14 protein-coding genes are annotated in these 13100 nt (G+C 69.7%); 6 read left to right on the plus strand and 8 right to left on the minus strand.

The genetic code is table 11. The features are described 5' to 3' along the window. Positions 1-54: 54 nt before the first annotated feature. The gene (locus SM116_RS15950) at positions 55-351 is read right to left on the minus strand and encodes a DUF2277 domain-containing protein (RefSeq protein WP_320941950.1); all 297 of its coding nucleotides are present in this window, start codon (positions 349-351) and stop codon (positions 55-57) included. A gap of 110 nt (positions 352-461) precedes the next feature. Between SM116_RS15950 and SM116_RS15955 the strand changes: the two genes are divergently transcribed. Next, positions 462-692, plus strand: coding sequence for a hypothetical protein (locus tag SM116_RS15955; protein WP_320941951.1), 231 nt, complete (start codon positions 462-464; stop codon positions 690-692). 11 nt (positions 693-703) lie between these two features. On the opposite strand, the gene SM116_RS15960 is transcribed toward SM116_RS15955, so the two are convergent. From SM116_RS15960 to SM116_RS15990, 7 genes are all read right to left on the minus strand, one after another. Next, complete coding sequence (locus SM116_RS15960; protein WP_320941952.1) at positions 704-1003, minus strand: GNAT family N-acetyltransferase; 300 nt, start codon at positions 1001-1003, stop codon at positions 704-706. 39 nt (positions 1004-1042) lie between these two features. Further along, positions 1043-2440: a GH1 family beta-glucosidase gene (locus tag SM116_RS15965; protein WP_320941953.1), complete on the minus strand. Its 1398-nt coding sequence runs from the start codon at positions 2438-2440 to the stop codon at positions 1043-1045. After that, complete coding sequence (yicI, locus tag SM116_RS15970; RefSeq protein ID WP_320941954.1) at positions 2437-4653, minus strand: alpha-xylosidase; 2217 nt, start codon at positions 4651-4653, stop codon at positions 2437-2439. The genes SM116_RS15965 and yicI overlap by 4 nt, the downstream gene beginning before the upstream one ends. Continuing rightward, entirely contained in the window at positions 4653-5564 is a 912-nt protein-coding gene (locus SM116_RS15975; RefSeq protein WP_320941955.1) for a carbohydrate ABC transporter permease, read from the minus strand. The genes yicI and SM116_RS15975 overlap by 1 nt, the downstream gene beginning before the upstream one ends. Continuing rightward, positions 5561-6550 (minus strand): carbohydrate ABC transporter permease, encoded by a 990-nt coding sequence (locus tag SM116_RS15980; protein WP_320941956.1) that lies wholly within the window; start codon positions 6548-6550, stop codon positions 5561-5563. The genes SM116_RS15975 and SM116_RS15980 overlap by 4 nt, the downstream gene beginning before the upstream one ends. A 76-nt stretch (positions 6551-6626) precedes the next feature. Next, the gene (locus SM116_RS15985; protein ID WP_320941957.1) at positions 6627-7949 is read right to left on the minus strand and encodes an ABC transporter substrate-binding protein; all 1323 of its coding nucleotides are present in this window, start codon (positions 7947-7949) and stop codon (positions 6627-6629) included. Between the two features lie 112 nt (positions 7950-8061). Continuing rightward, positions 8062-9078, minus strand: a complete 1017-nt coding sequence (locus SM116_RS15990) for a LacI family DNA-binding transcriptional regulator (protein ID WP_320941958.1) — start codon at positions 9076-9078, stop codon at positions 8062-8064. A 564-nt stretch (positions 9079-9642) separates the two neighbouring features. On the opposite strand from SM116_RS15990, the gene SM116_RS15995 reads away from it, so the two are divergent. The 5 genes from SM116_RS15995 (at position 9643) to SM116_RS16015 (ending at position 13099) form a co-directional block, all read left to right on the plus strand. Continuing rightward, positions 9643-10449, plus strand: a complete 807-nt coding sequence (locus SM116_RS15995; protein WP_320941959.1) for a winged helix-turn-helix domain-containing protein — start codon at positions 9643-9645, stop codon at positions 10447-10449. 73 nt (positions 10450-10522) lie between these two features. Beyond that, positions 10523-11509, plus strand: coding sequence for a DNA-3-methyladenine glycosylase family protein (locus tag SM116_RS16000; protein ID WP_320941960.1), 987 nt, complete (start codon positions 10523-10525; stop codon positions 11507-11509). A gap of 112 nt (positions 11510-11621) precedes the next feature. After that, positions 11622-12041, plus strand: coding sequence for a VOC family protein (locus SM116_RS16005; protein WP_320941961.1), 420 nt, complete (start codon positions 11622-11624; stop codon positions 12039-12041). Between the two features lie 45 nt (positions 12042-12086). Further along, on the plus strand, positions 12087-12341 hold the full coding sequence (locus SM116_RS16010; RefSeq protein WP_320941962.1) for a hypothetical protein: 255 nt from the start codon (positions 12087-12089) through the stop codon (positions 12339-12341). Continuing rightward, entirely contained in the window at positions 12338-13099 is a 762-nt protein-coding gene (locus tag SM116_RS16015; protein ID WP_320941963.1) for an SDR family oxidoreductase, read from the plus strand. The genes SM116_RS16010 and SM116_RS16015 overlap by 4 nt, the downstream gene beginning before the upstream one ends. Position 13100 lies beyond the last annotated feature (1 nt).

Below are 13100 nucleotides of genomic sequence, written 5' to 3' on the forward strand. Positions count from 1 at the left end.
GGTATGGGCGGTGTCCGACATCGCCCCGGCGACAGGCGGGGAACCGCGAGAGCGCTACGCCTGGGCGGCCACCGGTCGCGGCGCGTAGCGGCCCGAGCGCTCCGCGCGGGCGCGCGCCTTCGCGGCCTCCTCCTCGCGGTTCTTCGGCGGTGCGACGGCCACGAGATCCTCGAGCAGATGGTGGGTCACATGCGCGATCTCGGCCACGGCGTGGTCGAAGGCGGCCTGGTTGGCCTTGGAGGGCTTGGTCGTCCCGGCGATCTTGCGGACGTACTGCAGAGCCGCCGCGTGGACCTCGTCATCGGTCGCTGCCGGCTCGAAATTGTGGAGTGTGTGGATGTTGCGGCACATGCGTCGAGGCTACGCTCGCGGCGGGCTGAAGGGGGCCTTGGAAGACCCTGGGAATGTCCGACCCCCCTCGTAGCTTGAGATACAGCAGATCACGCAAGATCCAGGGAGACATGATGTTCGAGCTGTACGGGGTCGACGTCCGATTCCACCGCGAGTCAGAGATCCGCGACCACGATTTCCACATCGCCGAGCAGCGCGCGCTGCGCCTCGTGCCGGAGATCGTCCGGCGCATGCACACGTGCGCCGGCGTCGTTCGCAGCGCGCTGCGCGCGAGCGAAGGTGCCTGGGCACGTCCCATCGGCATCAACTCCGGTCGCGCCCGTCGCTCCGTGATGTCGTAGGGCGCGGGAGGCTACGCCGTCCGGCGTTCGTGCAGGATGCCCGCCCGCTCCGGGTGGGCGTCGAACCAGTCGGAGACGTACCAGCACATGGGGATGATCTCGCGGTCGCCTGCCTCTTCGAGGTGGGCGACCGCGCGTTCCACCAGCTCACCGGCGTACCCGTGTCCGCGGAAGGTCGGGATGGTGAACGCGCGAGTCATGACGACGGTTCGCCCGTCGTCCCGGTAGTCGAGCACGCTGACCAGGTCGTCCCCGTCGTGCAGCGTGTAGCGCGACGCATCCTTCTCGTCCGTGAATCGAAACGGTGCCACGGCGTCAGACTAACCCGGCGCCGACGGCCCGCGGGCCGTTCACACCGGGAGCGCAGGTTCCAGTGAGCGGGTTCGGATGAGCTCGGCGTACCAGCGCGCGCTGTCCTTCGGCAGCCGCTCGAGCGTGTCGAAATCCACCCGCACGATGCCGAACCGCTTCGCGTAGCCATAGCCCCACTCGAAGTTGTCGAGCAGCGACCACACGAAGTATCCGCGCAGATCGACGCCGGCCTCCATCGCGGCGTGCGCCGCCGCGAAGTGCCGCCGCAGATAGTCGACGCGCAGCTCGTCGTGAACCTTGCCGTCCGCGGACACGTCGTCGTCGAAGGCCGCGCCGTTCTCGGTCACCATGAGAGTCTGCTCGGGAAACTGCTCCTTCAGAGAGACCAGCAACTCGGTGAGCCCTTCGGGTGCGATGTTCCACCCCATCGCCGTGTACGGCCCCGGCTGCTCGACGAACTCGACGACCGAGTCGCTGCCCGGCCAGGCCGTGCCGCCGGCGGCTTTGTGCCCATCGGCGTGCTGCATCTCGCCCGTGCCGTCCCACAGCCGGACGGTGGCCGTCGAGTAGTAGTTCACCCCCAGCACGTCGAGCGGCTGCCGGATGTCGCGCAGGTCGCCGTCCTCGACGAAGCCCCAGTCGGTGACGGATGCCGTGTCGGCGATGAGGTCCGCGGGATAGGCGCCGCGCAGCATCGGTCCGGTGAAGGCGCGGTTGGCCAGCGCGTCGATGCGGCGCACCGCATCCTCCGATCCCTCGCCGGCCCCGCGCAGCACGTGGAAGTTGAGCGTGACCGACACGTCCGCATCCGACGCGGCGCGCAGCGCCTGCACCGCACGACCGTGCGCGAGGTTGAGGTGGTGCACCGCCGCGAGTGCGGCCGCCGGCTCGGTGCGCCCGGGGGCGTGGCCGCCCTGGCCGTAGCCGAGGTAGGCCGAGCACCACGGCTCGTTGAGCGTGCCCCACATCGCGACGCGATCGCCGAGCGCCTCGGCGACGATCCGGGCGTAATCGGCGAACGCCGCCACGGTCCCCCGGGACGCCCAGCCGCCCTCGTCCTCCAGGACCTGCGGGAGGTCCCAGTGGTAGAGGGTCGCGACCGGCGCGATGCCGCGCTCGAGCATCCCATCGACCAGACGGGAGTAGAAGTCGAGCCCTGCCTGATTCACGGCGCCGCGCCCGGTCGGCACGATGCGCGGCCACGCGATCGAGAAGCGGTAGGCCTGGAGGCCGAGCCCGGCCATGAGGTCGATGTCGCTCTCCCACCGGTGGTAGTGGTCGCAGGCGATGTCGCCGGTGTCGCCGTTCCACGTCTTGCCGGGCGTGTGCGAGAACGTGTCCCAGATCGACGGGCCGCGCCCGTCGGCACCGGCCGCGCCCTCCACCTGATAGGCGGCCGTGGCCGATCCGAACAGGAACGATTCCGGGAACCTCATCCGGTGACCTCCGCACGGTCGATGTCGAACGTCTCCACGCGTCCGTCCGGCGTGGTCACCGTCACGGTAGCGGTGCCGGTGCCGCCGCGGAAGACCCGCATCCGGAGCCCGTCCAGGTAGTCGTAGTCGGGACGGTCGTCGCGCGCACCCCACGGGAGCACGGCTCCGGGGCGCGCATACAGGGGCAGCGAGTCGAACCCGTGCCGCTCCGTGCGCCATGCACCGCCGGTGACGACCTCACCGCTCAGCAGATGCGTCCACTCCCCCGCGGGCAGGTAGAACGACACGTCCCCGGTGGCCGAGAAGACCGGCGCGACCAGCAGGTCGGGGCCGAGCATGTACTGGCGGTCGAGGTGTCCGGTGGCCGGGTCATCCGGGAACTCCAGCACCATGGGCCGCATCAGCGGGATGCCGGTCCGGGATGCCTCGATCCCCTGCTGGTACAGGTACGGCATGAGCCGCATCTTCAGGTGCGTGAAGACGCGGGTGACCTCCACGGCCTCCTCGTCGAACTGCCACGGCACGCGGTACGACTGCGATCCGTGGAATCGGCTGTGGCTGGAGAGCAGGCCGAAGGCCGTCCACCGCTTGTACACACCGGCATCCGGGGTCCCCTCGAAGCCGCCGATGTCGTGGCTCCAGTGCGCGAACCCGCTGAGGGCGAGCGAGAGCCCGCCGCGCAGCGTCTCGGCCATGGACGGGAAGGTGGATGTCGAGTCCCCGCCCCAGTGCACCGGCATGGTCTGGCCGCCCGCCGTCGCCGAGCGCGCGAACAGCACGGCGTCGCCCTCGCCGCGGGCGTCGACCAGCACGTCGTGCACCGCCCGGTTGTAGAGCTGGGCGTACAGGTTGTGCATGCGAGCGGGGTCGGAGCCGTCGGCCCACACGACGTCGGTCGGGATCCGCTCGCCGAAGTCGGTCTTGAAGCAGTCCACGCCCTGGTCGAGGAGAGCCCGCAGCTGCGACTGGTACCACGCGGCGGCATCCGGGTTCGTGAAGTCGACGAGCCCCATGCCGGCCTGCCAGAGGTCCCACTGCCACACCGATCCGTCAGCGCGCTTCACGAGGAAGCCCTGCTCTGCCGCCCGGGCGAACAGCGGCGAGCGCTGCGCGATGTACGGGTTGATCCACACGCACACCCGAAGGTCCTTGGCGTGCAGGCGCGCCAGCATGCCGTCCGGGTCCGGGAAGACCCGCGGATCCCACTCGAAGTCGCACCAGTTGAACTCGCGCATCCAGAAGCAATCGAAGTGGAACACCGAGACCGGGAGCTCGCGGCGGGCCATCTCGTCGATGAACGACGTGACGGTCGCCTCGTCGTAGTCCGTCGTGAACGAGGTGGAGAGCCAGAGCCCGTACGACCACGCGGGGACGACCGGCGGCCGGCCGGTGAGCGCCGTGTAGCGCGACAGGACGTCCTTCGGCGTCGGTCCGGCGATGACGAAGTACTCCAGCACCTCGCCCGGCACCGAGAACTGCACGCGCTCGACGGCCTCGGATCCCACCTCGAACGAGACATGGCCCGGGTCGTTCACGAGCACGCCGTACCCGCGGGACGAGAGGTAGAACGGCACGCTTTTGTACGCCTGCTCGCTCGAGGTGCCGCCGTCCGCGTTCCAGATCTCGATGCTCTGGCCGTTCTTGACGAGCGGACCGAAGCGCTCGCCGAGCCCGTAGACGAGCTCGCCGACACCGAGATCCAGCTGCTCGTGGATGAACGTCGATTCCCGCGGGATGCCGTTGTCCGCGCGGTCGTTGCCGATCACGCCGTGGTCCACCGCGGCGTCGGGGTCGAGCCGCAGATAGCCCGCTGCGCGGGGGCCGCTGCCGGTGATCCGCTCACCGTCGACCTCGAACGACAGGTCCCAGGGAGCGCCGTCCGCGATCCGCGCCGTGAGGGGCCCGGTGCTCAGCATCCCACCGCCCTCCGTGAGGGATGCCGACCCGACCGGCCCCTCGTCGGCGACGGCGAAGCCGCCGTGCCAGGCACGGCCCTCGTGGTGCGCGATGCGCACCCGCACGACCCCCTCCACAGGCGACGACAGCGTCACGGTCAGGACCGGTCGGTTGAGGGTGTCGCCCCGGCCGCGGATGACGGCGGTGGGCGCGGTCACGCGGAGTACGGCATCCGTCGCCTCGACGTCGTGCGCCTCCTGCGCGTAGAGCGCCGTCACGCCCGGGCGGACCTGCCAGTATCCATCGGTGAACTTCATTACTTGACTGCTCCTGCGGTGATGCCGCGCGTGAGGGTGCGCTGGAAGATGAGGAAGAACAGCAGGGTCGGGATGACGCCGAGGAGCGCGGACGCGCTCGTCGTGGTGACGTCCATCAGCCGGTCGCCCTGCAGCACGCTGATCGCGACGGGGACGGTCTGGTTCGCGTTGGAGACCAGGAAGGTCAGTGGGATCAAGAACTCGTTCCACGTCCAGATGAAGAAGAAGATGAGCAGCACCGACAGCGTCGGACGGCTGATCGGGAAGATCACGCGCCACAGCGTCTGCCAGCGGCTCGCGCCGTCGATCGCCGCGGCCTCGAGCACCTCCTTCGGGAATGTGCCGTACACGCTCGAGAGCAGGTAGGTGCCGAAGGCGGCCTGGATGACGGTGAACACGATGATCACCGACCACACGTTGTTGTACAGACCGACCGCCTTGAACATGTAGTACAGGGGGTACAGCAGCGCCTCCTGCGGCAGCAGGTTCGCGAGGAGGAAGAGGAGCACGACCCACGTGCGGCCGCGCACGCGGCCGATCCCGATCGCGAAGGCGTTCAGCACCGACAGCAGCACCGCGAGGACCGCGACGGCGCCCGAGATGAACACCGAGTTCCACACCTTCTCGGGGAAGTTCACGCGCTCCCAGAACTTCTGGATGCCCTCGAAGTACAGGTGCGTGGGCGGCACGAGCGGGCCGCTCGCCGCGTACTCCGCCGGCGACTTGAACGAGTTGATGAGGATCAGGTAGAACGGCGCGACGATCACGACGCCGGCGGCGATCGCGAACAGGAGCATGAGCCAGTCGATCGTCCGGCGCTTGCCGCTCGCCCCGCCGGGACGCGGGCGGCGGATCTTCACGGGGGCCGCGACCGGCGGGGCGGTCCGTTCCACGGTGGCGGTGGCGGTCATCGCTGGCCCTCCCTCTCCTTGCGTTCTGCGTGGTTCTGCGCGACGACGAACAGGATCGCGACGGCCGCGATCACGATCGTGAGCGCCGTGGCGATGGTCGCGCCGTATCCGACCTGCTGCGCCTGGAAGAACTCGCTGTAGGCGTAGTACGCCGGCACGATCGTCGACGTGCCGGGGCCGCCGCGCGTCAGCACGTAGACCGGCCCGAAGACCTTCAGCGCGGCGATCGTGCAGGTCAGGGCGACGACGAAGATCTCGGGCCGGATGCTCGTCACCGTGATGGCGCGGAAACGCTGCCACCAGTTCGCGCCGTCGATCTCGGAGGCCTCGTACAGCTCGGGGTCGACCCGCTGCAGGGCGGCCATGAAGACGACGATGGGGTAGCCGATCTGCACCCACACCATGACGGCCATGATCGAGGGGAGCGCCGTCTGCGGGTTGCCGAGCCAGTCATGCGCGAGGAACCCGAGCCCGATGTTCTCGAGCATCGTGTTGAGGGCGCCGTCCTCCGGCCGCAGGATCCAGCCGATCACGATGCCGGCGATCGCCGCGGGCAGCAGCTGGGGCAGGTAGTACGTCGCGCGGAGGAAGCTCGCGGTGCGGCCGCCGAACCTGCGCCCGACGAGGTCGAACAGCAGGGCGGCCAGGATGAGGCCGATCACCGTCGGGATGATCACCATCGCGACGATCATCCACACGCTGTTCTGGAACGACGTCCAGAACTTCTCGTCCGCGAGCAGGTGCTGCCAGTTCTTCAAGCCGATCCAGCGAGGCGGACGGATGCCGCGCCACATCGTGAAGGTCAGGTAGACGTTCCACGCGAGCGGGACGATCACGATGAGCGTCAGCAGCACGAAGCCGGGAAGGAGGTACAGCCAGTAGCCGCGTGCGCCGTGACGGCCGCGGTGCGGGATGAGAGGCTCGTCGGCCGTTCGTGCGGCGCGTGCCGGGCGCCGCTCGCGGCGCACGAAGGGGACGGTGGTCATGTCGGTTCCTTGCGTCGATTCCTGTGTCGTGGGCCGTCCGGGGCGGGGTGAGGAGCACCCGCCCCGGACGGAGTCGTCACTTCAGGGTGGAGACGTACGACTCGTACTCGTCGCCGAGCGACTTCTGCACCTGGGCCGGCGTCGAGGTGCCGTTCACGAGGTTCTGGAACTGCGCGACGAGGGTGTCGTAGAAGGTCGGCGTGGGCCAGTCGGGGTAGAACGACAGGCCGTCCTGCTTCGTGATGTCGGTGAACGCGGAGATGAGCTCCTTGCTCTTGGCATCCGTGATGTCCGACGCGTCGGCCGCGACGGGAACGCCGCCGTTGTTGCCGATGACCGCCTGGATCTGCGGGCTCATCGTGACGTCGATGAACTTCTCCGCGAGGTCCTTGTTCTTCGAGTTCTCGGGGACGACCCAGAGGTTGCCCGACGAGCCGAGGCTCAGGGTGCTGCCCGGGAAGGGGAAGATGCCCCAGTCGTAGCCCTTGATCTCGTTGACGAAGCGGCCGTACCACCAGCTGCCGGAGACGAACATCGGGTACTTGCCCGCGATGAACGCCGTCCCGGCGTCCTCGGCCTTCATGCCGGCGACGTCCTTGGAGATGTAGCCCTTCTGCTCGTACTCCTTGAGCGTGTCGGTGGCGTACGAGATAGCCTCGCCCTTCCAGTCGACGGGCTTCTTGTACAGCTGGTAGTCGTTCACGAACTTCCGGTCGGCCTTGCTCAGGGCGAGCTGGTACCAGAGCTGTCCGAGCGGATACTCGGCTCCGGCCTCCGCGAGCGGCGTGACGCCCTTGGCGACGAACGCATCCATGACCTTGACGAAGTCGTCGTACGTCTTCGGGACCTCCAGTCCCGCATCCTGGAACATCTTCTTGTTGTAGTAGACGGTGACGAATTCGCCGTAGTTGGGGACGCCGTACCAGTCGCCGGAGCCCATGATGCCGTTCTCGTCGTACTTCGCCGTCGTCTGCAGCGACGGCGCGAGCTTCTTGTCCCACCCGTACTTCTTGACGGCGTCGTCGAGGTTCGCGAGCAGCCCCTGGCTGGCGAGCAGGCCCGCCGTGGCGTTGCCCTTGTTGTACTCGAGGATGTCGGGCGCCTGGTCGGAGTTCAGCACCTGGCTCGCCGTGGAGCGGATCTGCTCGAAGCCCTTGGCCTCGAAGCGGACCTTGGCGCCGGTCTCCTTCTCGAACGTCTTGATGGCCTGGTCCCACGCCTTGCCCATGGCGCCGTCGGCGCTCTCGTAGTGCCACAGCGTGAGGGTGCGGCCTTTGCCGCTCGTCGGCTCGGTGTCGCTCGCGTTCGCTCCGCCGGAGCAGGCGGCCAGCGCCACCGCTGCGACCGCGAGGGTGGCCGCGGCGAGGAGGCGCCGCTTCCTGGGGTGTTGCTGTGCCATCGTCGGCACTCCTTTCTGTTCCCGTCGGAACGGGGTGTTCAGGTGGGGGATGTGAAGTTGTCGAAGCGCTTCGATAAGCGTCGTGGCGAAACGCTTCCCGGGGCGGTTCGGATCAGCCCCCGGGCGGAGCTGCGACCGAGCCGCGGTCGAGGTAGTGCGGGGGGAGGAGGTGCAGGCCCGGCTGCTGAGCACCCTCCTCGACAGCTGCGAGCGCCAGCTCGACGGCGAGGTCGCAGGACTCCTGGGCGACGAGCGGGACGCTGTCGATCGGGGTCGGCAGCGTGTCGGGATCGAGCGAGTTCGCCAGCGCGATGATCGACACATTCGCCGGGACCCGCAGTCCGTGGCGTCCCAGCTCGTCCATGACCGTCGTGAGCACCTCGGCCGGCGAGTGCACCGCGATGGCGGTGACGCCGGAGGCGACGAGGTCGCGCACGATGCTGCGCACCCGCGCAAGGTCGGGCGTCTCGACGCCGCTCGCCCGGAAGGCGTGCGCGAGGCCTCGCTCCTCGGCGCGCCGGGCGTAGGCGGACCGGACGCGCGGCGGGAAGTTGGACTTCTCGTATCCGACGGCGGGGAAGCCGATGAGCGCGATCGAGCCGTGGCCGGCGTCCGCGAATCGATCGACGGCGAGGGATGCCGCGGCCTCGAAGTCGAGGTCGACGCAGACGAGTCCCTCGCGGTCGTCGGGAACGCCGATGAACACCGTCGGCAGGTCGATCTGTCGCGCGATCCCGACCCGCTCGTCGTCGGGCGCGACGTCGAGGACGAGCACGCCGTCGACGAGGCCGCTGGACGCGACGCGGCGCATGCCCGCGGACGCCTCCTCCTCCGTCAGCAGGAGGATGTCGTATTCGCTGCGCCGCGCGGCGATCGAGGTCGCGAGCACGAAGGCCATGTGCGTCGGCGCGTGCGTGTCGGGACGGAACGGCTCGGTGAGCGCGAAGATGTTCGTCCGCCGCCCCGCGAGCATGCGGGCGCCGGCGTTGGGCCGGTAATCGAGGTCGCGCACGGCGGCCTCGACGCGCTGACGCGTCGCGACAGACACCGGCCGCTTGCCGCTGAGGGCATACGACACGGTGCTGATGGAGACGCCGGCGGCCTTGGCCACCTCGTCGATCTTCGCCATCGGACTCCCTTGTCATTCCGCCGGATGTAGCTGTCGAAGCGCTTAGACGGAAACGCTTCGACACGAAGATAGATCAGGTTCCGGCGAAGCGCAAGCGATTTGTGGGACCAGCCAACAATTTCCCTCGACGGGCCATCCCGCGCACGATTTGCGCGGGATGTGGACGAATATGACGTCATCGTCATACTTCGTCATGGACACTCGACGTCTCCGTGTGCTATTTGACGCTCGCCGTCATGATCCGTCATAATCGGCTCCATGACTGACAACGCACGCCATCTGTCCGCCTGGGAGGCGAACGGGGCTGCCGGCTGCATGATGGCCGGCCGTGTTGTCATGTGCTGTCGAATGTGCAGCTGAGACGGTGACCACCGCCGGGCTCCCGCGCCGCGTCTGACCTGACGCTTCGAGCTACTCGGCGCCGAGCCCCCGAGACACCGGGATCCCGCGCTTACCCGCGCGCCCGCGTTGCCTCGCACCCGCCCTCGATTCCGATACCTCGAGGGCCGCGCTCACAGCACGCGAACCCGACAATCGGGTTCCGCCCTTAAGGACAGCACTCCAATGACTACCGTTCTCGACGCTCCCGTCCGCACCGCGACATCGCCCGCTCCCGCCAATCCGGCGGAGGGCCTGCGCGCCTACGCCGCCCTGACCGCTGCGACACAGGGACCCACCGCCGCCCAGCAGCTCGCCGCCGCACGCGCCGCTGCCGCTCAGGAGGCTGCCGCTCCGGCCGCTCCCCGCGCCGGCCGCACCCTCCCCGCGGGCACCGCCCCGCGCGGCTTCGCCCTCTACGTCGGCATCGACGAGGCCAAGGCCGCGGCATCCGGTGTCTCCCTCGGCGTCCTCGTCGACGCCCTGCGCCGTACGCTCGCCGAGCTCGCGCCCGCGGCCGAGACCTACGCGACGGTCGCCCTCGCCCCGGCCGGCGCCGGCGGACGCGACGTCGACGTCGTCCGCCTCGCCCTGCACGAGCCGAGCGCCGTGGCCCGCACGAAGCCCGAGCCGGAGCCGGAGATCGAGACCTCCCCTGGCGTCATCGTCGACATCTCGCGCAAGCGCGTCGTGATCGACGGCGAGTCGGCCGCCTTCACCTTCAAGGAGTTCGAGCTCCTGCAGTACCTGGTGCTGCGCGAGGGTCGCACGATCGAGCGGGCCGAGCTCGTTTCGTCGCTGTGGCAGGGCTCGACCGACGACGACGCTCCGGGCGAGCGCACCATCGACGTGCACGTGCGGCGCCTGCGCGCCAAGCTCGGCCGCTACGAGGACATCGTCCGCACCGTGCGCGGTGTCGGCTACCGCTTCGACCGGCACGCGGACGTCGTCATCCGCTACGGTCACGGCACGCCGTCGCCGGACCGCTTCTGACCTGCCGCCCTCCCCTTCGGGCCGGGCACGTCCGGTCCGGTCGCGTGTCGCGGCGCGCGCGTAGGGTGAGGGCATGACGTCGACACTCCCGCCGCGCGTGCCGCGACCGCTCGGCGCGCGGAGGGATGCGGTCGTCGTTCCGGCCGGGAAGCCCGTCGAGACGGGGTACCGGCCGACGGGACCCGTGGATGTGCGCAGCACGCTGCTGGCCCATCGACGAGGGCCCGGCGATCCGACGATGCTGGAGGATGCCGGCATCATCTGGCGCGCCGCACGGACTCCGGGCGGCATCGCCACGCTCGCGATCACGATGTCGAGCAGCTCGGTCCGCGCCGTCGCCTGGGGACCCGGGGCCGAGTGGACGATCGCTCAGGTGCCGGCGCTGTGCGGCGCCGACGACGATGCGACGGGCTTCGACGCGTCGCTGCATCCCCTGATCGCCGAGGCCCACCGCCGCAATCCGGGCCTGCGGATCGGGCGCACCGACCTCCTCTTCGACGCCCTCGCCGGCTCGATCATGGAGCAGAAGGTGACCGGGCTGCAGGCGTTCGGCGCGTGGCGGCGCATCCTGCAGTGGTGCGGCGAGCGCGCACCAGGACCGACGCCGCGTCCGATGTTCGCACCCCCGCCGATCGACGGCTGGCGCAGCATCCCCTCCTGGACCTGGCACCGCGCCGGGCTGGAACCGCCGCAGTCCCGCACGATCGTGGCCGCCGCCTCGCGCGGGCGGTCCATCGAGCGCGCGATGGCCGGAGTCACGGACGGCGACGATCGCGACCGCATCCTCACCAGCCTGCAGGGCGTCGGGCTGTGGACGGCTGCGGAGACGCGCATCCGTGCCTATGGCGACCCGGACGCGGTGAGCGTCGGCGACTACCATCTCGCCCACGAGGTCGGCTACGCGTTGACCGGATCGCGCACGGACGACGACGGGATGCTGGCGCTCCTGGCGCCCTGGGCGGGCCAGCGTCAACGGGTCATCCGCCTCATCGGGCGTGCCGGAGCGCGCGAGGCGCGACGCGGGCCGCGCCTGCATCCCGAGGATCACCGCAGCCGCTGAGCGCCGGAATCCGTCCCGTCACACGCCCCGTTGCGCATGTCGGAACCCCTCGGCACACTGGGCCATGCGCCCGTCGTACGGGTGCACCCTCCGACACTCAAGGAGCACTTCCGTGGCCATCCTCAACCCCTACCTCTCATTCAAGAACAACGCCCGCGAGGCGATGGAGTTCTACCAGTCGGTGTTCGGCGGCACGCTCGACGTGTCGACGTTCGGCGACATCCCCGGCATGGCCGAGGACCCGGCCGAGGCCGACCTCGTGATGCACTCGCAGCTCACAACGAGCGACGGCTTCACGATCATGGGCTCCGACACGCCAGACCGCATGCCCTACAGCGCGCCCGCGGGCGTGACGATGTCGATCAGCGGCGACGAGGAGTCGAAGCTCGAGGGCTTCTGGAACGCTCTCGCCGACGGTGGCCAGATCACGATGCCTCTGGACACCCCGCCCTGGGGCGGCAAGTTCGGCATGCTCGTCGACCGCTTCGGCGTGCCGTGGATGGTGAACGTCAACGCCGCGCCCGCGGCGTGAGCAGTGCCTGAGCGGCGTGGGCCGGGGTCTGGATAGTCTCGTCGTATGACGTACTCTCCGGGCTCCGGGCCCTCGCCGACCGGTTGGCCGCGCGGGCGCAAGCAGTGGATCTTCGGCACGATCGTGCTCATCGGCCTCGGAGCGCTCGTCGGGTTGCTGCTCGGGAACATCTGGATCGGGCTGCTGCTGGCCGCCGTCGTGTCGATCGGCTGGATCATGGCCTACGAGTCGTCGCGCGGCCGCAACGTCGGCATGCACGAGCACGGCGACGACGGCGACGACAACGGCGCGCGGCTGTGACGGCTCTCCGCATCGCCGTGGCCGGCGGTCGCGGCGAGATGGGCGGGCTCGTCTCGGCGATCGCGGCAGCGCGCGGGCACGAGGTCGTCTCGCTCAGCCGACGCGACGGCGTGGATCTGTTGACCGGCGCGGGTGCCGCGGAGGCCCTGGCGGGCGTCGACACGGTGGTCGACGTGCTCAACGGCGCGGGCACCGGCACGACCGAGGGGTCGCGGACCTTCTTCGGCACCACCACGAAGACGCTCCTGGCCGCCGAGAAGGCCGCTGGCGTCCGGCACCACCTCGCGATGTCGATCGTCGGCATCGACCGGGCGCCCTACGACCACTACGCGGGCAAGGTCCTGCAGGAACAGCTGATCGCCGACGGCGATGTGCCGTGGACGATCCAGCGCTCGACGCAGTGGCACTCGTTCCCGCGCTACATCTACCCCCGGCTGAAGATGGGGCCGATCCGGGTCGCCCCGCGCGCGCGCATGCAACCGGTCGATCCGGCGGAGGTGGCCGAGCGGCTCGTGGATGCGGTCGAGCACGGACCAGCGGGCCGCGCGACCGATCTCGGCGGTCCCGAGGAGTTGAACCTCGCCGACATGGTGCGCATCTACGCGCGCGCGATCGGCGACCGAGGGTGGATGCCGACCGTCTCGCAGCCCGGCGACATCGGCCGCGCCGCGCGCAGCGGCGTGCTGCTGCCGGGCCCGGACGCCGACCTCGGCACGCGAACCTACACCGAGTGGATCGCGGCGGTCGTCGCGCGCTGAC

Origin of the sequence: Microbacterium rhizosphaerae (assembly GCF_034120055.1) — a bacterium.
In the GTDB taxonomy this organism is placed as follows: Bacteria; Actinomycetota; Actinomycetes; order Actinomycetales; family Microbacteriaceae; genus Microbacterium; species Microbacterium rhizosphaerae.

Coding starts and splice junctions, on each gene's coding strand:
- SM116_RS16010 (WP_320941962.1), top strand. CDS start 12,087: ATGACGTACTCTCCGGGCTCCGGGCCCTCGCCGACCGGTTGGCCGCGC.
- SM116_RS15980 (WP_320941956.1), bottom strand. CDS start 6,550: ATGACCACCGTCCCCTTCGTGCGCCGCGAGCGGCGCCCGGCACGCGCC.
- SM116_RS15995 (WP_320941959.1), top strand. CDS start 9,643: ATGACTACCGTTCTCGACGCTCCCGTCCGCACCGCGACATCGCCCGCT.
- SM116_RS15975 (WP_320941955.1), bottom strand. CDS start 5,564: ATGACCGCCACCGCCACCGTGGAACGGACCGCCCCGCCGGTCGCGGCC.
- SM116_RS15990 (WP_320941958.1), bottom strand. CDS start 9,078: ATGGCGAAGATCGACGAGGTGGCCAAGGCCGCCGGCGTCTCCATCAGC.
- yicI (WP_320941954.1), bottom strand. CDS start 4,653: ATGAAGTTCACCGATGGATACTGGCAGGTCCGCCCGGGCGTGACGGCG.
- SM116_RS15950 (WP_320941950.1), bottom strand. CDS start 351: ATGTGCCGCAACATCCACACACTCCACAATTTCGAGCCGGCAGCGACC.
- SM116_RS15955 (WP_320941951.1), top strand. CDS start 462: ATGATGTTCGAGCTGTACGGGGTCGACGTCCGATTCCACCGCGAGTCA.
- SM116_RS15965 (WP_320941953.1), bottom strand. CDS start 2,440: ATGAGGTTCCCGGAATCGTTCCTGTTCGGATCGGCCACGGCCGCCTAT.
- SM116_RS15985 (WP_320941957.1), bottom strand. CDS start 7,949: ATGGCACAGCAACACCCCAGGAAGCGGCGCCTCCTCGCCGCGGCCACC.
- SM116_RS16000 (WP_320941960.1), top strand. CDS start 10,523: ATGACGTCGACACTCCCGCCGCGCGTGCCGCGACCGCTCGGCGCGCGG.